Genomic DNA, 20866 nt, shown 5'->3' with positions numbered 1-20866 from the left:
TGAATATCCGTCATGCCGCCTCTTGCGCGATCAGGACGCCCTTCTCAAGCCCTGTGATGGTCGCGCGCAGGATGGCGGAGGGTGTCTGCGCCGTCGTGAAACGCACCGACGCAAAATTTTCCGCATGGCCGCTCAGGCCGCTGCGTTCGACCAGGACGGATTGTTGCGTGCCGATCAGGCTGCGCAGCCAGGCGTCGCGGCGGTCCGCGCAGGCGGCGCGCAGCCGGGCGGCGCGGGCCTTGATCGTCGCCCGGTCGACCTGCGGCATCCGCGCGGCGGGCGTGCCTGCGCGGGGGGAATAGGGAAAGATATGGCCGTGGACGATGGCGCAATCGTCGATCAGGGCCAGGCTGCGTGCGAACATCGCGTCGTCTTCGGTCGGGAAACCGGCGATGATGTCCGCGCCGATGCTGATGTCCGGCCGTGCGGCCTTCAGCCGCTCGACGATCCGCACCGCGTCGGCGCGGCTGTGGCGGCGCTTCATGCGCTTGAGGATCATGTCGTCGCCCGCCTGAAGCGACAAATGGACATGCGGCATCATGCGCGGTTCGTGCGCGACGAGGTCGAACAGGCGATCGTCCATCTCCACGCTGTCGATCGAGGAGAGGCGCAGGCGCGGCAGGTCAGGTACGCCTTTAAGGATGCGCTCGACCAGCAGGCCCAGCGTCGGCGCGCCGGGCAGGTCGGGGCCATAGCTGGTCACGTCGACCCCGGTGAGGACGATTTCGCAATAGCCCGCGTCCACCAGCTCTCGCGCCTTGTCCACGACCGCGCCCGCCGGGACGGAGCGACTGTTCCCCCGGCCATAGGGAATGATGCAGAAGGTGCAGCGATGGTCGCAGCCATTCTGCACCTCAAGGAAAGCGCGGGCATGGTCGGCAAAGGCGCTGGCCATGTGCGGCGCGGTGTCGCGCACGGTCATGATGTCGGCGACGCGGACCTTTGAGGGCTGCTCAAAAAGGCCGTTCGTTTCGAGCGAAGTCGAGAAACGATCAGGATGCGCTTGCCGCTTCTCGACTTCGCTCGAACCGAACGGAGAAATATAGGACGACGGCTCCATCTTTTCCCGGTTGCCGATGACAGCGTCCACCTCCGCCATGGCGGCGAAGGTTTGCGGCTCCGTCTGCGCGGCACAGCCGGTGACGAGGATGCGCGCGTCGGGTCGTTCGCGTCGCGCGCGGCGAATCGCCTGGCGGGTCTGGCGCACCGCTTCGGCGGTGACGGCGCAGCTGTTGACGACGATCAGGTCGTCCTGATCCGCCGCCATCTGCCGGATCGCCTCGCTCTCCGCGATGTTGAGGCGGCAGCCCATGGTGATGATGTCGGGGCCGCTCATGTCAGAAGCGCGACCAGTCCGCCTCGCCATCGAAGACATGGGTGGCGGGGCCGGTCATCCGGATGGAGCCGCTCGGCCGCCAGTCGATGATGAGATCGCCGCCCGGCAGCGTCACGGTGACAGGGCCGTGCACCAGTTTGCGCCGGATCGCAGCGACGGCGGTGGCGCAGGCCCCGGTGCCGCAGGCGCGCGTCAGGCCCGCGCCGCGCTCCCAGACGATCAGGCGGATGTGGCCGTCGCCCACGACCTGCGCGAAATTGACGTTCACCCGCTGCGGGAAGAGCGGGTCCTGCTCGATCATGGGGCCAAGCCGTGCGGTGTCGACGCCGTCCAGATCATCGACGAAGAAGATGACATGCGGATTGCCGACATTGACTGCGGCGGGGGCGGGCAACTCTTCCCAGCTCGCCGGCATCGTCAGCGTGTCCATGGGGTAGGCGAGCGGGATCGCGTCCCAGTCGAACCGCGGCGCGCCCATGTCGACGCTGGCCCCGCCGTCGATCAGCCGGGCGTCGAGCAGGCCGGCCCTGGTGCGGATGGTGACGTCACGCCCGATAAACAGCGGCACGCAGCGGGTGGCGTTGCCGCACGCCTCCACCTCGCTGCCGTCGGCGTTGAAGATTTGCATCGACACGTCGGCATCGGGCGCATCGCCGATCACGATCAACTGGTCGCAACCGATGCCGGCATGACGGTCGGCAATGGCGCGGGCGCGCGCTTCGTTCATGGCCACCGGCGCGGCGCGCGCGTCGATGACCACGAAGTCATTGCCCAGACCATGCATTTTCGAGAAGCGTCCCATGCGCGGCCATGTAGAATATCATGGCACGAAACGCCACAACCTCCGTTCGGGCTGAGCTTGTCGAAGCCCTGTCTTTCTGGTGTTCTGCCGCCATGCCATTCTGGACCTATATGCTTCATTGCAACGGCGGCGCCCTGTATGTCGGCCATACCGACGATCTGGAACGCAGGATCGCGAGCCACGAACACGGCGCTGTTCCGGGTTTCACAGCCAACCGCCTGTCAGTGAAGCTGATCTGGTCCGAATATTTTGCCACGCGGATCGAAGCGCTGGAGATGGAGCGCCGGGTCAAGGGCTGGAGCCGGGCGAAAAAGCTAGCATTAGTGCGTGGCGATTGGGATCGAATCAGTTCGCTGGCGCGGGGTAAAGGCAAGGGCAGGGCTTCGACAAGCTCAGCCCGAACGGAAGCGGGGAAATGACGGCATCATCAATGCCGGGTCAGCAACAAGCACGGAGAGGCCAGCCCTAGTCCTCCGTCGAGGGACAAGTTTTGCCAACGGAGGACTGGTTCTGTGGGCGACTGACCGAGCCATGTCCGTTTGGCGTTGCCTGCCCTCAAGTCGCGACCGCTCGCTTCTGCCCATAGAGAAAATACACTGCCAGGCCGATCGCATTCCAGGCCGCGCAGGCCATGATCGTCATCATCGGCAGGCTGAGGAACAGATAGGCGCAGCCCGCGACCGCGCCGATGCCCACGACCCAGGCCGCCGGCGTGCGGAACGGGCGGCGCAGGTCGGGCGCGCGCTTGCGCAGGACGAGGAGGCAGAGGCCAACGGCAGTGAAGGCGATCAGCGTGCCGGCATTGGCCAGCGCCGCGATCTCGTCGATCGGCAGCAGCCCCGCGATGATCGCGACCAGCACCGCCGTCACCAGCGTGATCCGCGCCGGGGTGCCGCGCTTCGATATGCGGGCGAGGCCTTGGGGCAGGAAGCCGTCGCGCGCCATCACCAGGAAGATGCGGCTCTGGCCATAGAGGAAGCCCAGCAGCACCGTCGGCAGCGCGATGACCGCGGCGATGGCCACGATGCGCGCCACGCCGCCCTGGTTCATTTCGCGCAGGATCAGCGCCAGCGGCTCCGGACTGTCGGCAAAACGGGTGAAGGGCAGCGCGCCGATCGCTGCGGCGGCGACGAGGACATAGATCAGCGTGCAGACGATCAGCGACCCGACGATGCCGATGGCAAGGTCACGGTCGGGGTTTTTCGCTTCCTCCGCCGCGGTCGAAATCGCGTCGAAGCCGTAAAAGGCGAAGAAGATGATCGCGGCGGCGGCCATGACCCCGCGCTCGACGCCATCGGGGCTCATCGACTTGGCAAAGCCGAAGGGCATGAACGGCTCCAGGTTCGCCGCGTCGAAGGCGGGCAGGGCATAGGCGACGAACAGGCTCAACGTCACGATCTTGATGAGGACGAGGATGGTGTTGAGCCGCGCGCTCTCACGCGTGCCGAACATCAGCAGCCCTGCGACCACGGCGATGATGAAGATGGCGGGCAGGTTGATGATGCCGCCCAGCTCCGGTCCCTTGGTCAGCCCCTCCGGGAAACCCAGCGGGGTCAGCAGCGGGCCGGCATAGCCCGACCAGCCGACCGCCACGGTCGACACGACGAGGCTATATTCCAGGATCAGCGACCAGCCCACGATCCAGGCGATGCCTTCGCCCAATACGACATAGGAGTAGCTGTAGGCGCTGCCCGCCGCCGGCATCATGGTGGACAGTTCGGCATAAGCGAGCGCCGCGCAGGCGCAGATCGCGCCGGCAATGGCGAAGGAGAGGAGGACGGCGGGGCCGGCCCGGTCCGCGCCAACGCCGATCAGCGTCAGGATGCCCGTCCCCACGATCGCGCCGACGCCCAGCGCCAGCAGGTGCGGCCAGGACAGGGTGCGGGCGAGTTGATGCCCGCTAACCTGCGGCACCATCGCCTCCATCGGCTTGCGGCGTGTCCAGCTCATGCGTGTAGGCTCCCCTCTGCTTTCCCCTTAGCTTCGCATATTTCCCGCAGAATGCGACATAAAATTACGCGGGGGCGATCCTATCGGAAAGCGGGTGTTCGGGTGGAGTGTTGCGAATCACAGCCTCAGCAACGAAGGGCGATGTGGAAGAGGCGCAGTGAGCATGAGGCCGCAGCGTCATCCCGGCCCTGAGCCGGGATCCCGCTTTTTCACAAAGGCAGATAAGCGGGATGCCGGGTCAAGCCCGGCATGACGAAGGGAGTGGCAAAGAGCGACCACTAATGGCCATTCAGTAGCGCCTCAGGCTCGCCCCCATAGCCGTCATCCCAGCGAAGGCTGGGATCTCGGGCGGTCATGCAATGAGGTCCGACAGATCGCGCCAATCTGGATTGCTGGCCTCGATCAATCGGATTTTCCATTCGCGCTTCCAGGCCTTGAGCGCCTTTTCGCGGGCAATGTGTAGTCGCCGCGCGCCATATCTTATCGTTGCGCGCCATCGCCGGAGATGCCAGCCTTCGCTGGCATGACGGAAGAAATTTCCACCTTTCTTCGTCATTCCCGCGAAGGCGGGAACCCATCTCTCGACTATCGCCCACGTGCCGTGCTGGGAAGATGGATCCCCGCCTGCGCGGGGATGACGAGATGAAACACATGGTCAGCTCTCCACCCCAGCCCGCTACCACCGCTCCCCGCTTGCCATTCCCCCCGCATTCCCCTAAGGGCACGCCCAGCATAGGACGGCTCGCCGTTCGACTCTGACGACTCCAGGACGCCCAATGGGGGCATCGGATGGACGCTGGCCGGCGAGGTTTCGCCCGCCGGCGATTTTGTCGTTTGAGGGGTCTGCTACGGATTATTAAGGGCTTCGGCCCGGATGAGGTGTTGATGTTCGATTCGCTCAGCGATCGCCTAGGTGGGGTCTTCGACAAGCTGCGTGGGCGCGGTGCGCTGACGGAGGACGATGTCCGCGCCGCGATGCGCGAAGTGCGGATCGCGCTGCTGGAGGCCGACGTGGCGCTGCCGGTGGTGCGCCAATTCGTCGATCAGGCGACCGAGCGGGCGGTGGGCAGCGATGTGCTGCGTTCGGTCACGCCGGGCCAAATGGTCGTCAAGATCGTGTCCGACACGCTCACGGAAACGCTGGGTTCGGACACGTCCGACCTGATGATCGACGTGACCCCGCCCGCCGTCATCATGATGGTGGGGCTTCAGGGATCGGGCAAGACCACCTCCACCGCGAAGATCGCCAAGCGCCTGAAGGAAAAAGAGCGCAAGAAGGTGCTGATGGCGTCGCTCGACGTGCAGCGCCCGGCCGCGCAGGAACAGCTGGCGGTGCTGGGCACGCAGACGGACGTCGCGACGCTGCCGATCATCGCGGGGCAGCAGCCGGTCGACATCGCCCGCCGCGCGTTGCAGGCGGCGAAGCTCCAGGGCTTCGATGTGGTGATGCTCGACACCGCCGGGCGCCTGCATGTCGACCAGGCGTTGATGGACGAGATGAAGGCGGTGGCCGATGTCGCCACGCCGGCCGAAATTCTGCTGGTCGTCGATTCTCTCACCGGTCAGGACGCGGTCAATGTCGCGACCAGCTTTACCGCTCAGGTGCCGCTGACCGGCGTGGTGCTGACGCGGATGGACGGCGATGCGCGCGGCGGTGCGGCGCTGTCGATGCGTGCGGTGACGGGCCGCCCGATCAAATTCGCGGGCACGGGCGAAAAGCTCGACGCGATCGAGCCTTTCCATCCGCAGCGTGTCGCGCAGCGCATCCTGGGCATGGGCGATGTCGTGTCGCTGGTGGAAAAGGCCGCCGAGACGATCGACGCCGAGGAAGCCGACAAGCTCGCCAAGAAAATGGCCAAGGGTCAGTTCGACATGAACGACCTGCGCGCGCAGCTCAACCAGATGCGCCGCATGGGCGGCCTCGGCGCGCTGGCGGGCATGCTGCCGGGGCTGAAAAAAGCGCAGGCGGCGATGGCCAATAGCGGCGCCAATGACAAGACGCTGATCCATCTCGACGCGATGATCGGCTCCATGACGCCCAAGGAGCGCGAGAAGCCCGCGCTCATCAACGCCAAGCGCAAGATTCGCATCGCCAAAGGCTCCGGCACCACGGTGCAAGAGGTCAACCGGCTCCTGAAGATGCATCAGGAGATGGAAACGGCGATGAAGAAGATTCGCAAGATGGGCGGTCTTAAAGGGCTGGCCAAGATGTTCGGCGGCGGCGGTGGTCTTGGCGGCCTCGGCGGCGCGGGCGGTCCCGAAGGGCAGGGCGGTCCGCCCGATCTGTCGGGTCTTGGCGGATTGGGCGGGCTTGGCGGCAACATGCCGAAACTGCCGCCCGGCTTTCAGAATTTCATGAAGAAATAAGCAATCACATCCCATTTGGTTTGAACAGAAAGGCAAATATCCATGGCAACCTCCATCCGTCTGTCGCGCGGCGGCTCCAAGAAGCGCCCCTACTACCGTATCGTCGTCGCTGACAGCCGCGCCCCGCGTGACGGCAAGTTCATCGAGCGCATCGGCAGCTACAACCCCGTCCTGCCCAAGGGCGATGAAAAGCGCGTCGTTCTGGACGTCGAGCGGGCGAAGCACTGGGTTGCCGCCGGTGCGCAGCCGACCGACCGCGTCGCCCGCTTCCTCGACGCCGCCGGCGTGAAGGAACGCGCCGCCCGCAACAACCCCAAGAAGGCGGAGCCGGGCCAGAAGGCCAAGGATCGCGCGGAAGATCGCGCGACCAAGGCTGCCGAGGCCGAAGAAGCCCGCAAGGCTGCGGAAGAAGCCGCCAACGCGCCGGCCGAAACTCCTGCTGAAGACGCCGCGCCCGCTGAAGAAGCCACTGCCGAGCAGGCCGAGGGCTGATCGACTTGACCGACAAGCCTGTCACTCTGGCCGTCGTCACAGGGGCGCATGGGGTGACGGGCGAGGTCCGTCTCAAGCTGTTCGGCGACGGGCCGGACAGCCTCAAGGGCTATGGCGGCTTCATGGCCGCCGGGCGCATGCTGACGTTGACGTCGCTGCGCCCCGGCCCCAATGGCGCGGTCGCCCGCTTTGCCGAAATCGGCGATCGCGGTGCGGCCGAAGCGCTGCGCGGCACGGAATTGACGGTGCCGCGATCGGCCCTGCCGCCGCTGGGCGAGGGCGAATATTATCATGTCGACCTCATCGACCTGCCCTGCACGTCCAGCACCGGCGAGGTGTTGGGCACCATCGTCGCCGTCGAGAATTTCGGCGCGGGCGACATTGTTGAGATAGAGCGCGCCAATGGCAAACGCTTCATGGTGCCGATGCATGCGGTGACGCTGGAGGGCGGCGGCGCCACGATTGACGGAGCGTTCGTGGAATAGTATATACTACCCGTATATACGGAGCTGTCCCATGGGCGAAAAGTATAAGGCCAAGATTTTCAAGTCGGGCAACAGCCTGGCGCTCCGCCTGCCCAAGGCGCTAGGGCTGGAGGAAGGCGAAGAAGTGACGCTTGTCCCGCATGACGATGGCAGCTTTTCCTTCTGGCGACAGGATCGGGCGCGAGAGGTCCTGATGGGACTTTACGGCAGCATGTCTACCGGCTTCATGGCGGATGGCCGGGACGATACGGCTCAAGGGGAGCGTGACTGGAGCCGTGACGCGACCCAGGCCGCATGACGACGTCGCTCTATCTGCTCGACACGAATGTTTGCATCGATTTCCTGCTGGGACGAAGCGCCCCGCTGGCGCGGCGCATGGGCGATGCCCTCGATGCATTGAGCGTGTCGGCGATAACCGCTGCCGAATTGCGCGTGGGCAATCGGACGTCCAGCGATGCGGCAGGGGACGGGCGGCGGGTGGATGCCTTCCTCTCTCTGCTGAATGTCGCGCCATTTGATGACGCAGCATCGCGGACCTATACGCAGGTGGCGGCCCAGGTCGGCATTCGCCGCAACAGCTTCGATCGCTTGATCGGATCGCAGGCATTGGCGCTTGGGATGGTTCTGGTGACGCGTAATCAAAAGGATTTCGCGGATATCGAGGGCTTGAAAATGGAGGACTGGACCCTGTGAAGGTCTGGCTGCTGCTCCTGCTCCTGTGCTTCCCCGCCCTTGCCCACGCGCAGGCCGACGAGGCGACGATCGCTGCGGCCACCGCCGACATCGATCGCCTGTTCCATGACTTCCGGCAGGACAGCCATGCCCCCGGCCTGGTCTATGGCATCGTCGCCAATGGGCGGCTGGTGCATGTAAAGGCTTTTGGCGTGCAGGATCTGGACCGGCAGCGCCCGGTCACGCCTGACAGCCTGTTCCGCATCGCGTCGATGACCAAGGCGTTCACTGCGCTTGCGATCTTGAAATTGCGGGAGGAGGGCAAGCTGTTGCTGGATGACCTGGCGGAGCGGCATGTTCCTGAATTGCGCCAGTGGACCTATCCGACACGGGACAGTCCGCGCATCCGAATCCGCGACCTTTTGACGCACAGCGCTGGCTTCGTCGACGACAATCCATGGGGTGACCGGCAGACCCCGATGCCGGAGCAGGATTTCACGCGCCTGTTGGCGCAGGGCGTGCCGTTCAGCACCGCGCCGGGCACCCGCTATGTATATAGCAATCTGGGCTATGCGCTGCTCGGGCGAATAATCGCCAATGCCAGCGGCATGGCCTATCGCCGCTATGTCGAAACCCGCCTGCTCGCCCCGCTCGGCATGACGTCGAGCGGCTATGCGGTAAGCGAATGGCCGCAGGACCGTCGCGCGCTGGGCTATCGCTGGGAAGAAGGGCGATGGCGGCGCGAGCCGGACATGGCGGACGGCGCATTTGGCGCGATGGGGGGCTTGCAGACCAGCGCAACCGACTATGCGCGCTGGGTCGCCTTCCTGCTGTCGGCCTGGCCGGCGCGGAATGATGCCGATCAGGGGCCGGTTGCGCGCGCGTCGGTGCGGATGCTGGCGCAGGGCAGCAATTTCGTGAAGCCGGCGCAACGCAACGGCAAGAGCGGGCCGGACGCCTGCAAACAGGCGGCGGCCTATGGCTTTGGCATGCGGGTCGCGCAGGATTGCGACCTGGGGCTGACCTTGTCCCATGGCGGCGGCTATCCCGGCTATGGCAGCCACGTGATGCTGATGCCGGACTATGGCGTCGGCATCTTCGTCTTCACAAATCGCACCTATAATCGCGGGGCGGGTCCGGCCTGGGATGCGGCGGTCGCGTTGAAGCGGGCCGGGGCGCTGATTGCCCGCAATCTGCCGGTGACGCCGCTTCTGGCCGATGGCTATGCTGCTGCGGGCCGCATCTATGCCACCGGCAACATCCTGGCGGCGCGGGACCGTCTGGCGATGAACATGCTGCTGGACAATGACGCCGACGGTTGGGGGCGCCGGCTCGACGCATTGCGCGGGCAAGTCGGGGCCTGCCGCACGGATGCGCCGATCGCGGCCAGCGGCAACCTGTCGGGCAGCTTCACCTGGTCGTGCGACCGAGGGCGGGTGGACGGCACGCTGCTGCTTGCGCCCACCCCAACCGCGCAGATTCAGGAATTGAAACTGGTCGCGCGCCAGCCATGATGCGGCGGATGCTGGACGCTGCCCGTGCCATCGCCTAAGCGCGGGCGCATGGCCGTCGTCCCGCAAATCGTCCTGGCGCTCTATCTGCTGTTCCTGCTCGCAGCCGGATGGCGGCTATGGGGGATTGGCTGGCGCGCTGGCGTCAAGATCGCCGTGGCGCTCGCACTTGTCCTGCCAATGCCCTTGCTCTTCATCCTGCCCGGCCTGATGCGCCAATATGGCTGGTCGGACCTACTGATCCGCTTCGGCCTGACATTGCTCATCTGCGGCATGCTGTGCCTTGCCGGCGGCTTTTCCGCGGCCCGATTGCGGGCGCGGCGGCGCGGATGAGCTTCACCGCGCAAATCCTGACCCTCTACCCGGAGATGTTTCCCGGACCGCTTGGGCTGTCGCTCGCCGGTCGGGCACTGGGCGAGGGGAAGTGGGCGTGCGACCCAATCCAGATCCGCGACTTCGCGGCGGACAAGCATCGCACCGTGGACGATACCCCGGCGGGCGGTGGCGCGGGGATGGTGCTGCGCGCCGATGTGCTGGGCAAGGCGGTGGATCACGCGCTGGAAAAGCGGCCCGACCTTCCTGTGCTCGCAATGACGCCGCGTGGTCAGCCCATCACGCAGGCGCGCGTGCGCGATCTGGCGGCGGGGCCGGGCGCGACTATCTTGTGCGGCCGGTTCGAAGGGTTTGACGAACGGATTTTCGACGCCCGCCCGATCGAGCAGGTCAGCATGGGCGACATCATCTTGTCGGGCGGCGAAATGGCGGCCTTGCTGCTGCTGGATGCTTGCGTGCGGTTGCTTCCCGGTGTAATGGGCGCGGCTTCCAGCGGAGTCGAGGAATCCTTTGAAACAGGGTTGCTCGAATATCCGCATTATACCCGCCCGGTGGAATGGGAGGGGCGCACGATCCCGCAAGTGTTGCGATCGGGGGATCATGCGAAGATCGCCGCCTGGCGGAAACAAAGGGCGGAGGATGATACACGGCTAAGGCGGCCGGACCTTTGGGAACGTCATATCGGCGTTCGGGACCAGCCGCCCTCTGGTGCGCAACGAACGACCAAGGACTGAGTGACATGAACATCATCCAGCAGATCGAGGCGGAAAACATCGCCGCCCTCGCCAAGGATATTCCCGACTTCCGCCCCGGCGACACGCTGCGCGTGGGCGTCAAGGTCAAGGAAGGCGACCGCAGCCGCGTCCAGAATTATGAAGGCGTGTGCATCGCCCGCTCGAACAAGGGCATGGGCTCCAACTTCACCGTGCGCAAGATTTCGTTCGGCGAAGGCGTGGAGCGCGTGTTCCCGCTCTATTCGCCCAACATTGACAGCATCACCGTCGTCCGCCGCGGTGTCGTGCGTCGCGCCAAGCTCTATTATCTGCGTGGCCGCACCGGCAAGCGCGCCCGCATCGCCGAGCGCCGCGACGTCCGCAGCGAAGGCTGATCGCCGCGCGATCAGGCCTGAAGGTAGAGAAAAAGGCGGCGGCTTCGGCTCGCCGCCTTTTTTGCGTTCCGGCCCTTGGGGCACCTATTGCCTTTCTGGGAACCACAGGGCTGCCAGGCGCGCTTATTCTTTCCGTGACGACGAGGAGGAGAGAGATGCGCATCATCCTGGGACTTGCGGCGTTGGCATTGCCGGCCGCACTGCCGGCGGCCGGAAAATCCATGTGGAACTATGCCTATCAGAACGGCATCGGCGAATATCTGAACGGTGAGTGGGATTCGTCCACCGGCGGCGCGCTCAACCTGTCGTGCAAGGGCAAGGCGGTGACGATCATGGCGCAGATCAAGGGGCAGGCGCCGCCGCCGCGCAGCATGGTGCGGCTGATCGCCTCGTCGCGCACCGGATCGCGCGAAACCCGCTTCATGACGGATGCGCAAGGTGACGTGCACATTGCGGACGCGGCGCGATCGCCCTCCTTTCGCCAGCTATGAGCGGATTTGCGCGCCCGCGACATCGTGACCGTCCGCTACGCCGATGGGCGGTTTGAGGTGCTGTCGCTGGACGGGGCGCAAGCGACGCTGCCCAAGCAGCCTTGCGCGGCTTAGGGGCGATGGGTTTCCTTGTCGGGTCAGCGCTGCTCGCCATCCTGATGAGCTTTGGCGCTGCGAAATTCACTCTGGGGCGCTGGCCGGAATGGAGTGCGAGCCGTCATATGCTGGTTGCAGCGTCCGCTTTCCCCTTGCTGGCGTTGGTCGCTTTTGCCGTCATGGTCGTAGTGACGCTGGCAGGGCCGCAGCCGCAGGAGCCGGGCGGGACGACCGGGATGGTCGTCTTCGCCATGGTATTTTTCCTGGTTTATGCGCTGGGCGTTGCCCTGATCGTTGGCTTGCCAAGCGCCTGGGTGGCGGTGCGGGTGCTGCGTTGAAGGATCAGGCGGCGCGGCTGGTCCACCACAGGCCCATCAGGCTGATGGCGGCCGCCGCCGTCATGTAGAGGCCGACCAGCGCCACCCCCTGCGCCGCGATCAGCCAGGTGGCGACGATCGGGGCGAGCGCGCCGCCGATGATGCCGCCAAGGTTGAAGGCGAAGGACGCGCCGGTGTAGCGCAGCTGGATCGGAAACAGGGCGGGCAGATAGGCGCCCAGCGGGCCGTAGACAAAGCCCATCAGGAACAGCGCGATCGCCAGGATTGCAAAGATGGGCAGCAGCGCGCCGGTGCCGATCATCGGCCCGAAGGCAAGGCCCATCAGCGTCGTGCCCGCGCAGCCCCAGGCCAGCACGCGCGTCGGCGTGCGCCTGTCCGACCACCAGCCCGCCAGCACGATGCCCACCGCCATGAAAAGGATTGCGCCCAGTTGCAGCGACAGGAAGGTGCTGCGGTCGATGCCCAATGTCGTAGTGCCGTATCCCAGCGCGAAGGCGGTGGCGATATAATAGACAGCAAAGCAGGCGACGACCGCGAAGGTGCCGGCGATGGCGGCGCCCAGATGATCGCGCAGCAGCGTGGCGAGCGGGACGGCGGGTGGCGGCGCTTGCGCCTGCGCGGCGGCGAATTCGGGCGTTTCGGTGAGTTTGAGGCGGACCCACAGGCCCAGGAACACCAGCACCGCGCTGCCCAGGAACGGCAGGCGCCAGCCCCAGGCGAGGAAATCCGCTTCGGACAATGTGGTGTCGAGAATCAGGAACAGGCCGTTGGCAGCGATGAAGCCGACCGGCGCGCCCAGCTGCGGGAACATGCCGAACCGCGCGCGCCAGCCGGGCGGCGCATTTTCCACCGCCAGCAGCGCCGCGCCGCCCCATTCGCCGCCCAGGCCAAGACCCTGGCCAAAGCGCAGCAGGCACAGGATCAGCGGCGCCCACCAGCCGATCTGCGCATGGGTCGGCAGGAAGCCGATTGCGAGCGTGCAGCCACCCATCAGCATCAGCGACGTCACCAGCGTGGCCTTGCGCCCCACACGGTCGCCATAATGGCCGAACACCGCCGCGCCCAGCGGCCGCGCGAAGAAGGCAAGGGCCAGGCTGCCATAGGAGGCCATGAGTTGCGCGGTGGGGGAGGAGGCAGGGAAAAAGAGCGCGGGAAAGATCAGGCTGGCGGCGGTGGCGTAGATGTAGAAGTCGTAAAATTCGACCGCCGTGCCGATCAGGCTGGCCGCCAGCACCCGCTTGTGCCGCCACATTTCGCCGATGCCGCTGGTCTGTGTCATGGTGTTTAGCCCCCTCATTTCATCTAGCGCCCCGTTCGTCCTGAGTAACAGCTGAGCGAAGTCGAAGGCCCGTATCGAAGGACAGGTGCGTTTCCTTCGATACGGGCCTTCGGCTCCGCTCAGTCCCACCTCAGGACGAACGGATCATGATGTCTCGCCTCTTCTGGTTCAGCAGTTCATAGGCCATCACTGCGGTCGCGACGGCGGCGTTCAGGCTGTCGGCCTTGCCGCGCATCGGCATTTTGACCAGCAGGTCGCATTGCGCCTCATAATCGGCGGGCAGGCCCTGCGCTTCATTGCCCACCAGCAGGAAGCTGGGGCTTTGATAGGCCGGCTCCTGATAATCCTGCGTGGCTTTAAGGCTGGTGCCGATCAATTGCCCCGCGCCGCCGCGCAGCCAGGGGATGAACTCCTCCCACCGCGCCTGGGTGATCGACTGGGTGAAGAGCGCGCCCATGCTGGCGCGCACCGATTCGACCGAGAAGGGATCGACGCAATCGTCGATCAGGATGAGGCCGCCCGCGCCGACCGCATCGCCGGTGCGCAGGATGGTGCCCAGATTGCCGGGATCGCGCAGCGACTGGGCGACGATCCAGATGTCCGCCCTGTCCCTGTCGAGCGCGGCGAGCGGCGTCAGCCGGTCGCGATAGACGCCGACGAGCGCCTGCGCATTATCCTTGCCGCTGATCTTGGACAGGATGTCGGGCGTGGTGAGGATGACGTCGCCGCCCGCCGCCTCGATCGCGTCGATCAGCTCCAGCGCCAGCGGGTGCGTGGCGCCGGCATGGAAGAGCATTTCGGGCAGCACGCCTTCCTCGCGCGCTTCGGTCAGGATGCGCAGCCCTTCGGCCAGGAACAGCCCTTCGGCCTTGCGATATTTCTTTTCCCGCAAGCTGCGGACGCGCTTGACCAGCGGGTTGGAAAAACCGGTGATTTCGCGTGCCACTGTGCCGATATGCCCATGCTGGAGATAAACAGGCGGCTTCCTTAGCGGGGGCGGGCGCAAAAGGACAGGCTTGGCCCGCGCGCGGCGATGGATTTGCGCACAGGATTTTGCCAAGGATGCGCAATGACGCCCGATTCCGATCCGCCCCCGATGCACCTTTCGACCAAGCTGGAGGATGGCTTCTTCCTTGGCTTCGTCCTGCTGGTGTCGATCGCCTTCGCCCTGGTGATCGAACCCTTCTTCGCCGCGATCCTGTGGGGCGTGATCGTCGCCATCGTGTTCGCGCCGGTGCACCATCGCATTCGCGCGCGGATGCCGGGCCGGACCAATGCGGCGGCGCTGCTGACCTTGCTGCTCATCCTGTTGCTGGTGATCGTTCCCGCCTTCGTCCTGGGGGCGGCGCTGTTGCAGGAAGCGACATATTTCTATGGCAAGGTGCAGTCGGGCGAGATTAATTTCGTTCGCCTGTTCTACGATGTGATCGCGGCGCTGCCCGACTGGTTGCGCCCCTATGTCCAGCGTCTGGGCATCACCAATTTCTATGCGGCGCAGGAAATGGTGACGCGCGGCCTGACCAGCAGTTTCCGCACGCTCGCAGGCCAGGCGTTCCAGATCGGGCAGAGCGCCTTCAGCTTTTTCGTGGCGCTGGGCGTCATGCTCTATCTCGCCTTCTTCCTGCTGCGCGATGGCGACTGGCTGGCGCGCAGGATCGCGGCGGCCGCGCCGCTGCGCGCGGGCCAGCGCACGGCGCTCATCGAACAGTTCGTCATCGTCACCCGCGCCACGATCAAGGGCAGCATCGTCGTCGCCATCGTGCAGGGGATGATCGGCGGGCTGGTCTTCTGGGCGCTGGGCATTCAGGGCGCCTTGCTCTGGGGCGTGCTTATGGGGGCCTTTTCGCTGTTGCCCGCGATCGGCACCGCGATCGTGTGGGTGCCCGTCGCCATCTATCTGTTCGCCACCGGTGCGGTATGGCAGGGCGTGGTGCTGGTGGTGTGCGGCGCGCTGGTGATCGGGTCGGTCGACAATGTGCTGCGCCCCATCCTGGTCGGCCGCGACACCCGCATCCCCGATTATGTGGTGCTCATCTCCACGCTGGGCGGGCTGGAGCTGTTCGGCTTCAACGGCATCGTCATCGGCCCGGTGATCGCGGCTCTGTTCATCGCGACATGGAATATCTTCACCCGGATGCGGGGGGAGGGGGATGCGGCGGAGGGGTGAAGGATCGCGGCTGAGAACGATTAAGAGCGGCCGTAAAAATCCTCCCCTTCAAGGGGAAGGGAACCACGAAGGGATGGAGGGGTGTCACCCTGTCGAGAGGGGGACACCCCTCCGTCTGGCCTACGGCCAGCCACCTCCCCTTACAGGGGAGGATTGTTTGGAAGGGACCATTCCCGGTCATTCAATAGCGCCTCAGGCTCGCCCCCACAGCCGTCATCCCAGCGAAGGCTGGGATCTCGGGCGGTCATGCAATGAGGTCTGACAGATCGCGCCAATCTGGATTGCTACCCTCGATCAATCGAATTTTCCATTCGCGCTTCCAGGCCTTGAGCGCCTTTTCGCGAGCAATGGCGAGCGTCATGTCATCATGAGGCTCCACCAAATACGAGACAGGTGAGGCCATATTTCTTGCAGAAGGTCGATCCGGTGCCGTTTCGATGCTGAAGCACCCGTGCGGCGAGATTGGCGGTAACGCCAATGTAGAGGACGCCACGAGCCTTGTTGGTCATGATGTAGGTTTAGCCGCCGCGCGCCATGTCTCATCGTTGCGCACCATCGCCTGAGATGCCAGCCTTCGCTGGCATGACGGAAGAAATGTCAGTCGCTTTGCAATTATGCGCCTTCGAAAGTCGTCATTCCCGCAACCCGAGGGGCGGCCATAGGCCATGGCGGAACCCAATGCCCGACATCAGCGCAAGTGCAGCGTGGCAGGATGGATCCCCGCCTTCGCGGGGATGACGATCAACACTTGGCACGCATTTTCCGCCGTCGGCGGCGGGCGTCACTCTTCGCCGAACTTGTCCTCGACCAGGGTGACGAGCTGGCTGAGCGCCTGCGCGGCGTCCGGGCCGGTCGCCTTGATCGTGATCTGGTCGCCCATCGCCGCGCCCAGCATCATCAGCCCCATGATCGACGTGCCAGTGACGTGATGGCCGTCCTTGCTGACGGTGACTTCAGCGGGCAGGCCGCTGGCCAGGGTCACGAATTTGGCGCTGGCGCGGGCGTGAAGGCCGCGCTTGTTGGTGATGCGGACGTCCTGGCTGATTTCGTTCATGCAGTGCTGCCCAACAATTCCGATGCGACGCTGATATATTTCTGGCCCGCCTCGCGCGCGGCGGCGACGGCAGCGCGCACGTCCATCACCTTGCGCGCGCTTTCCAGGCGGATGAGCATGGGCAGGTTGATGCCGGCGATCACCTCGATCTCGCCGGCCTTGAGCAGCGAGATGGCAAGGTTTGACGGCGTGCCGCCGAACAGGTCGGTGAGAAGGATGACGCCCGCGCCATCATTGACGCGCGCGACCGCCGCAGCGATGTCCGCGCGGCGCAATTCCATATCGTCCTCCGGGCCGATGCAGATCGTCGCGATCTGCTGTTGCGGCCCAACGACATGTTCCATGGCGACGACAAATTCGGTCGCCAGCGACCCATGGGTGACGAGTACGAGTCCGATCATGTGCTTGTGCGGCCCACCTGTATCATGATTCTGCTTTCGGGCCTCCCGGTCGGCGCTTCTCCAGGCTGTCCTGGGGCGCTGATTCTATATTGCGGTGCAGAACCGTGGGCGAAAAGCCGGCGGCTTGCAAGTGCCTCGCGACCCGATCGGCGACATGGACGGACCGATGCCGCCCGCCGGTGCAGCCGAACGCTACGGTGATGTAGGTCTTGCCGCCTTCGGCATAGCGCGGCAGCAGCGTGATAAGCAGATCCTCGATCCGGCGCACGCTGTCGTCATAGGCGGGGTCCTGCGCGATATAGGCGGCGACGTCGGCCTCCAGCCCGGTTTTGGGGCGCAGCGCATCGTCCCAGTGCGGATTGCGCAGATAGCGCATGTCGAACATCAGGTCGGCGTTGCGCGGCACCCCGCGCGAAAAGCCGAAGGACAGGATGGTCAGCACCGGTTCCGACAGGCCGGGCCGCGAAAAGCGGTCGCGCATTTCCTGTTGCAGGGCATTGCTGGTGAAACTGGTGGTGTCGATCACCTGGCTGGCCCAGCGGCGCAGCGGTTCTGTAAGTTCGCGTTCGCGCGCGATGCCGTCGGCGGCGGGGCGATCGGCCGCCAGCGGGTGGCGGCGGCGGGTTTCGGCGAAACGCCGTTCCAGTTCGGCGTCGGAACAGTCGAGGAACAGGGTTTCGATGTCATGGCCGTGGCGTTCGCGCAGGCCCTTGATACGGCGCACGATGGCGCCGGCGTCAAAGCCGCGCGTGCGCGCGTCGATGCCCAGCGCCAGCGGCCGGTCGGCATCCGCGCCATGGCCGACGGGCAAAGGCGTGTCGAGCAGCCGGTCGAGCAGCATCAGCGGCAGATTGTCGACGACTTCCCAGCCCATATCCTCCAGCGTCTTGAGCGCGGTGGTCTTGCCCGCGCCCGACAGGCCCGACAGCAGCAGGATCGATTTGGGGTGGGATGCGGTCATCGCGGCGTAAGCGCCCTGAGCGCCAGTTCGACCTTGATCGCGGCGGAGACTTCGAACGGGGCGATCTTGACGACGGGCACCTGTAGGCCGGCGACGGCGCGGGACAGGCCTTCGGGCGGCATCCGGTCGACCTGGTCGAACAGGTCGCACAGCAGCGCGACGGGCGCGTCGCCATGGGGCATGGGCAGGATGCCAAGGCCGCGCACCTCCATCTTTCCCGCGATGGTGTCGGGCGCGGTGGCGCGCAGTGCGCCGTCGATGCGCTGGACCAGCGTATAATCGTCGCTGACCAGCGTTGCCCCACGGTCGATCAGGCGCAGCGCCAGGTCGGACTTGCCGACGCCGCTCGGACCGCACAGCAGGACAGCCCGGCCATCAATGGCCACGCTGGTCGCATGCAGCGTTTCGGAGGAAAGGGCGCGCGCCATTATCCCGCCTCTTCTAACGCCTGTCGGCATCAATGAAAATGGGCGAGCGTCGCGCTGGCGTCTTATTCCGAAACAATGCCGGGGTCGCGCGCCACCGCCATCGGCAGACGCACGACGAAGCTGGCGCCGCGCTGCGCATCCTCGCGGTCGCCGATGCTGATGCGGCCCTGATGCCCTTCGACGATGGATCGGGCGATGGCGAGGCCCAGGCCCGAATGCTTGCCGAAACTTTCGCCTTCGGGCCGGACGCTGTGGAAGCGGCGGAAAATATGTTCGCGCTCGGATTCGGGGACGCCCGGCCCTTCATCCTCGACGCTGACCAGCACCTGGTCGTCCGCCACCGTGGCGATGATGCGGACAAGGCCGCCGTCGGGCGAAAAGGACACGGCATTGTCGATGAGATTGTCGAGCACGCGCACCAGCCGGCCTTCTTCGCCCAGCACGACGGCGACATCCTTGCGCGGGCGGGCGAAGGCCAGCCGCACGCCACGCGGCACGCCGCGCGCTTCGCGGGCGATCACCATTTTCTCGATCAGCAGGCCCAGGTCGATGGGTTCAAAGCGGGTGCGCGACAGTTCCGCGTCGACGCGCGAGGCTTCGGCAATGTCGGTGACGAGCCGGTCGAGCCGGCGCACGTCATCCTGCGCAATCGCCATCAATTGCGCGCGCAGATCCGGGCGGTCCACCCGTTCGAGCGAATCGAGCGCGGAGCGCAGCGAGGCGATCGGGTTCTTGAGCTCATGGCTCACGTCCGCCGCGAAGGCGTCGGTCGCGTCGATCCGCTGGCGCAGCGCATGGCTCATGTCGGACAGGGCGCGGGCCAGCATGCCGATTTCGTCGCGCCGTTCGGGCAGGCGTGGCACCGTCACCTCGCGCGCGCGGCCCAGTCGCACGCGCACGGCGGCGCGCGCGAGGCGCTGGAGCGGCTGGACGATGGTGCGGGCCAGGAACAGCGAGAGTAGCACTGACGCCAGCACAGCCGCACCCAGCACCAGCCCCAGGCGGAAGCGTTCGGCGCGCACGGTGCGGGTGATGTCGCGCGCATTTTCGGTCGCGAGCAGGCTGGTCCCGTCCTTCATCGCCACGGCAGCCGAGATCATGAAGGTGCGGTCGGGGGCGTAGCGGTTCATCGCTTCGGGCCGACCGGAACGGCGCGCGGCGACCAGTTCGGGCCAGGCGCTGGCGCGATCGACCACTGGCTCCTCAAAATCGGGCGGGCGATCGGCGGACACGACGCGATCGACCATCTTGTCAAGGAAGCGCGCGACATGACGGCGCAAGGCTTCGTCTTCGGGCGAGCGCAGTTCATAGCGCGGCGCATCCATGGCGAAGCTGTCGGCGATCAGCGCGCCATTGGCGCCATAGCGGCGCACCCGGTCGCCGGTCTGGCGCGCGTAGGCGGCGATCAGCCGGTCCTGCCGATCGGCCGGGGCGGTATCCAGCCCGATGGCGAGCAGCTTCAGTTCCCGCGCGGACTGGGCCAGCCGATCGTCGACGATGCGGGTGCGATAGCTGTCGAGATAGAAAAACCCGCCCGCCAGCAGCGCCAGCGCGAACACATTGACCGCCAGGATGCGCGGCGTGAGGCTGACCCGCCCCGACCAGCGCACCGGTGCGGGCAGGCGGTCATTCCTCGGAGAATCGGTATCCGGCGCCATAGAGCGTGTCGATTGCATTGAACTGGCTGTCTACCTCACGGAATTTGCGGCGCAGGCGCTTGATATGGCTGTCGATGGTGCGGTCATCGACATAGACGTCGTCCTGATAGGCGGCGTCCATCAACTGGTTGCGGTTCTTGACCACGCCGGGACGCTGGGCAAGCGTTTCCAGGATCAGGAACTCGGTGACGGTCAGCGTCACGTCCTTGCCATCCCATTTGACCCGGTGCCGGGCCGGGTCCATTTCCAGCCGCCCGCGCACGATCGGTTCGGCGACCGGCTCATCGCTGGCTTCGGGCGTGCGATTGGCTTCGGCCCGGCGCAATATGGCGCGGATGCGCGCGATCAGCAGCCGCTGCGAGAAAGGCTTGGAGATATAATCGTCCGCGCCCATGGCCAAGCCCAGCGCCTCATCCAGCTCATCGGCCTTGGAGGTGAGGAAGATGACGGGCATCGCGCTTTTTTCGCGCAGTCGCCGCAGCAGTTCCAGCCCGTCCATGCGCGGCATCTTGATGTCGAAGACGGCGAGGTCGGCGGGATTGTCGAGCAGCGCCTTCAGCGCGCCTTCGGGATCGGGATAGATGCGCGTCACGAAGCCTTCGGCCTGTAGCGCGATCGACACGGAGGTCAGGATATTCTTGTCGTCGTCCACCAATGCGATGGTTGCGGTCATGCGGCGTCCCGGCTGATCAGGTTGCAGAGCGCAGCAGCGTTAGACCATGGCACGCGGGGCTGCAAGAAAGGCTGACGATGCCGGGCCGTGACGCGCCATGCTGTAGGTTGCGGCGCAGCATCGACTCAATTTGACGCTGCCCGCGTCACGCCCTATGCGAAATATGTCAGCAAGCCGGACGCCTTACGAAAAGGGCGACGGGGAGGCGGATCGACCCCGACCATGATGGCATGCGCGGGGCGACAACATAGACAGGAGCAAAGG

At 65.6% G+C, this 20866-nt stretch carries 25 protein-coding genes and 1 pseudogene; 13 read left to right on the top strand and 13 right to left on the bottom strand.

The genetic code is table 11. From position 1 onward, the window contains the following. Positions 1–10: 10 nt before the first annotated feature. Positions 11–1336, bottom strand: a complete 1326-nt coding sequence (gene mtaB, locus RLDS_RS53385) for a tRNA (N(6)-L-threonylcarbamoyladenosine(37)-C(2))-methylthiotransferase MtaB (protein ID WP_021228688.1) — start codon at positions 1334–1336, stop codon at positions 11–13. Between the two features lies 1 nt (position 1337). Continuing rightward, positions 1338–2138 carry a diaminopimelate epimerase gene (gene dapF, locus RLDS_RS53380; protein ID WP_021228687.1) on the bottom strand — a complete coding sequence of 267 codons (801 nt, stop codon included), beginning with the start codon at positions 2136–2138 and terminating at the stop codon, positions 1338–1340. Between the two features lie 20 nt (positions 2139–2158). On the opposite strand from dapF, the gene RLDS_RS53375 reads away from it, so the two are divergent. Beyond that, positions 2159–2557, top strand: a complete 399-nt coding sequence (locus RLDS_RS53375; RefSeq protein ID WP_236616948.1) for a GIY-YIG nuclease family protein — start codon at positions 2159–2161, stop codon at positions 2555–2557. A 136-nt stretch (positions 2558–2693) separates the two neighbouring features. Here the strand turns inward: RLDS_RS53375 and RLDS_RS53370 are convergent, their stop codons facing one another. Then, complete coding sequence (locus RLDS_RS53370; protein ID WP_021228685.1) at positions 2694–4088, bottom strand: amino acid permease; 1395 nt, start codon at positions 4086–4088, stop codon at positions 2694–2696. A gap of 352 nt (positions 4089–4440) precedes the next feature. Next, positions 4441–4545, bottom strand: a pseudogene (locus RLDS_RS57130) (GIY-YIG nuclease family protein); the annotation flags it as partial. 428 nt (positions 4546–4973) lie between these two features. Between RLDS_RS57130 and ffh the strand changes: the two are divergent. The 11 genes from ffh to RLDS_RS53310 all read left to right on the top strand — a co-directional run bounded on the left by ffh (position 4974) and on the right by RLDS_RS53310 (position 11981). Continuing rightward, the gene (gene ffh, locus RLDS_RS53360) at positions 4974–6455 is read left to right on the top strand and encodes a signal recognition particle protein (RefSeq protein ID WP_021228683.1); all 1482 of its coding nucleotides are present in this window, start codon (positions 4974–4976) and stop codon (positions 6453–6455) included. A gap of 42 nt (positions 6456–6497) precedes the next feature. Beyond that, positions 6498–6947, top strand: a complete 450-nt coding sequence (gene rpsP / locus RLDS_RS53355) for a 30S ribosomal protein S16 (protein WP_021228682.1) — start codon at positions 6498–6500, stop codon at positions 6945–6947. Positions 6948–6952: 5 nt separating this feature from the next. Next, positions 6953–7432, top strand: coding sequence for a ribosome maturation factor RimM (gene rimM / locus RLDS_RS53350; RefSeq protein WP_021228681.1), 480 nt, complete (start codon positions 6953–6955; stop codon positions 7430–7432). 31 nt (positions 7433–7463) lie between these two features. Continuing rightward, a complete protein-coding gene (locus RLDS_RS53345; protein ID WP_021228680.1) occupies positions 7464–7730 on the top strand; it encodes an AbrB/MazE/SpoVT family DNA-binding domain-containing protein in 267 nt (88 codons plus the stop codon). Then, positions 7727–8125 (top strand): type II toxin-antitoxin system VapC family toxin, encoded by a 399-nt coding sequence (locus RLDS_RS53340; protein WP_021228679.1) that lies wholly within the window; start codon positions 7727–7729, stop codon positions 8123–8125. Before RLDS_RS53345 ends, RLDS_RS53340 begins: the two co-directional genes overlap by 4 nt. Further along, entirely contained in the window at positions 8122–9618 is a 1497-nt protein-coding gene (locus RLDS_RS53335; protein ID WP_021228678.1) for a serine hydrolase domain-containing protein, read from the top strand. Before RLDS_RS53340 ends, RLDS_RS53335 begins: the two co-directional genes overlap by 4 nt. Before the next feature lie 24 nt (positions 9619–9642). After that, on the top strand, positions 9643–9948 hold the full coding sequence (locus RLDS_RS53330; protein WP_236616947.1) for a hypothetical protein: 306 nt from the start codon (positions 9643–9645) through the stop codon (positions 9946–9948). Then, positions 9945–10682: a tRNA (guanosine(37)-N1)-methyltransferase TrmD gene (trmD, locus tag RLDS_RS53325; RefSeq protein ID WP_021228676.1), complete on the top strand. Its 738-nt coding sequence runs from the start codon at positions 9945–9947 to the stop codon at positions 10680–10682. The genes RLDS_RS53330 and trmD overlap by 4 nt, the downstream gene beginning before the upstream one ends. 5 nt (positions 10683–10687) lie before the next feature. Then, positions 10688–11056, top strand: a complete 369-nt coding sequence (gene rplS / locus RLDS_RS53320) for a 50S ribosomal protein L19 (RefSeq protein WP_021228675.1) — start codon at positions 10688–10690, stop codon at positions 11054–11056. Between the two features lie 155 nt (positions 11057–11211). After that, complete coding sequence (locus RLDS_RS53315) at positions 11212–11547, top strand: hypothetical protein (RefSeq protein WP_021228674.1); 336 nt, start codon at positions 11212–11214, stop codon at positions 11545–11547. Between the two features lie 119 nt (positions 11548–11666). Continuing rightward, positions 11667–11981 (top strand): hypothetical protein, encoded by a 315-nt coding sequence (locus RLDS_RS53310; protein ID WP_021228672.1) that lies wholly within the window; start codon positions 11667–11669, stop codon positions 11979–11981. Positions 11982–11985: 4 nt separating this feature from the next. Here the strand turns inward: RLDS_RS53310 and RLDS_RS53305 are convergent, their stop codons facing one another. After that, a complete protein-coding gene (locus RLDS_RS53305) occupies positions 11986–13260 on the bottom strand; it encodes an MFS transporter (protein WP_021228671.1) in 1275 nt (424 codons plus the stop codon). Positions 13261–13390: 130 nt separating this feature from the next. Next, positions 13391–14206, bottom strand: coding sequence for a TrmH family RNA methyltransferase (locus RLDS_RS53300; protein WP_031299243.1), 816 nt, complete (start codon positions 14204–14206; stop codon positions 13391–13393). A gap of 123 nt (positions 14207–14329) precedes the next feature. Between RLDS_RS53300 and RLDS_RS53295 the strand changes: the two genes are divergently transcribed. Beyond that, positions 14330–15427 (top strand): AI-2E family transporter, encoded by a 1098-nt coding sequence (locus tag RLDS_RS53295; protein ID WP_021228669.1) that lies wholly within the window; start codon positions 14330–14332, stop codon positions 15425–15427. A 365-nt stretch (positions 15428–15792) separates the two neighbouring features. On the opposite strand, the gene RLDS_RS57450 is transcribed toward RLDS_RS53295, so the two are convergent. The 7 genes from RLDS_RS57450 to RLDS_RS53260 form a co-directional block, all read right to left on the bottom strand. After that, positions 15793–15936, bottom strand: a complete 144-nt coding sequence (locus RLDS_RS57450; protein WP_408021198.1) for a GIY-YIG nuclease family protein — start codon at positions 15934–15936, stop codon at positions 15793–15795. 272 nt (positions 15937–16208) lie between these two features. Further along, on the bottom strand, positions 16209–16481 hold the full coding sequence (locus tag RLDS_RS53285; RefSeq protein ID WP_021228667.1) for an HPr family phosphocarrier protein: 273 nt from the start codon (positions 16479–16481) through the stop codon (positions 16209–16211). Then, positions 16478–16882, bottom strand: a complete 405-nt coding sequence (locus RLDS_RS53280; protein ID WP_009820945.1) for a PTS sugar transporter subunit IIA — start codon at positions 16880–16882, stop codon at positions 16478–16480. Before RLDS_RS53280 ends, RLDS_RS53285 begins: the two co-directional genes overlap by 4 nt. A gap of 22 nt (positions 16883–16904) precedes the next feature. After that, a complete protein-coding gene (gene rapZ / locus RLDS_RS53275; protein ID WP_021228666.1) occupies positions 16905–17843 on the bottom strand; it encodes an RNase adapter RapZ in 939 nt (312 codons plus the stop codon). Further along, complete coding sequence (locus RLDS_RS53270) at positions 17840–18271, bottom strand: HPr kinase/phosphorylase (RefSeq protein ID WP_021228665.1); 432 nt, start codon at positions 18269–18271, stop codon at positions 17840–17842. The genes rapZ and RLDS_RS53270 overlap by 4 nt, the downstream gene beginning before the upstream one ends. Before the next feature lie 62 nt (positions 18272–18333). Beyond that, the gene (locus tag RLDS_RS53265; protein WP_021228664.1) at positions 18334–19929 is read right to left on the bottom strand and encodes a sensor histidine kinase; all 1596 of its coding nucleotides are present in this window, start codon (positions 19927–19929) and stop codon (positions 18334–18336) included. Further along, positions 19898–20602 carry a response regulator transcription factor gene (locus RLDS_RS53260; RefSeq protein ID WP_021228663.1) on the bottom strand — a complete coding sequence of 235 codons (705 nt, stop codon included), beginning with the start codon at positions 20600–20602 and terminating at the stop codon, positions 19898–19900. Before RLDS_RS53260 ends, RLDS_RS53265 begins: the two co-directional genes overlap by 32 nt. Positions 20603–20866: the final 264 nt, after the last annotated feature.

Source organism: Sphingobium lactosutens DS20, assembly GCF_000445105.1.
Taxonomy (GTDB): Bacteria; Pseudomonadota; Alphaproteobacteria; order Sphingomonadales; family Sphingomonadaceae; genus Sphingobium; species Sphingobium lactosutens.
Note: the sequence above shows the minus strand (reverse complement) of the source record. Positions and strands in the feature narration are given on the sequence as shown.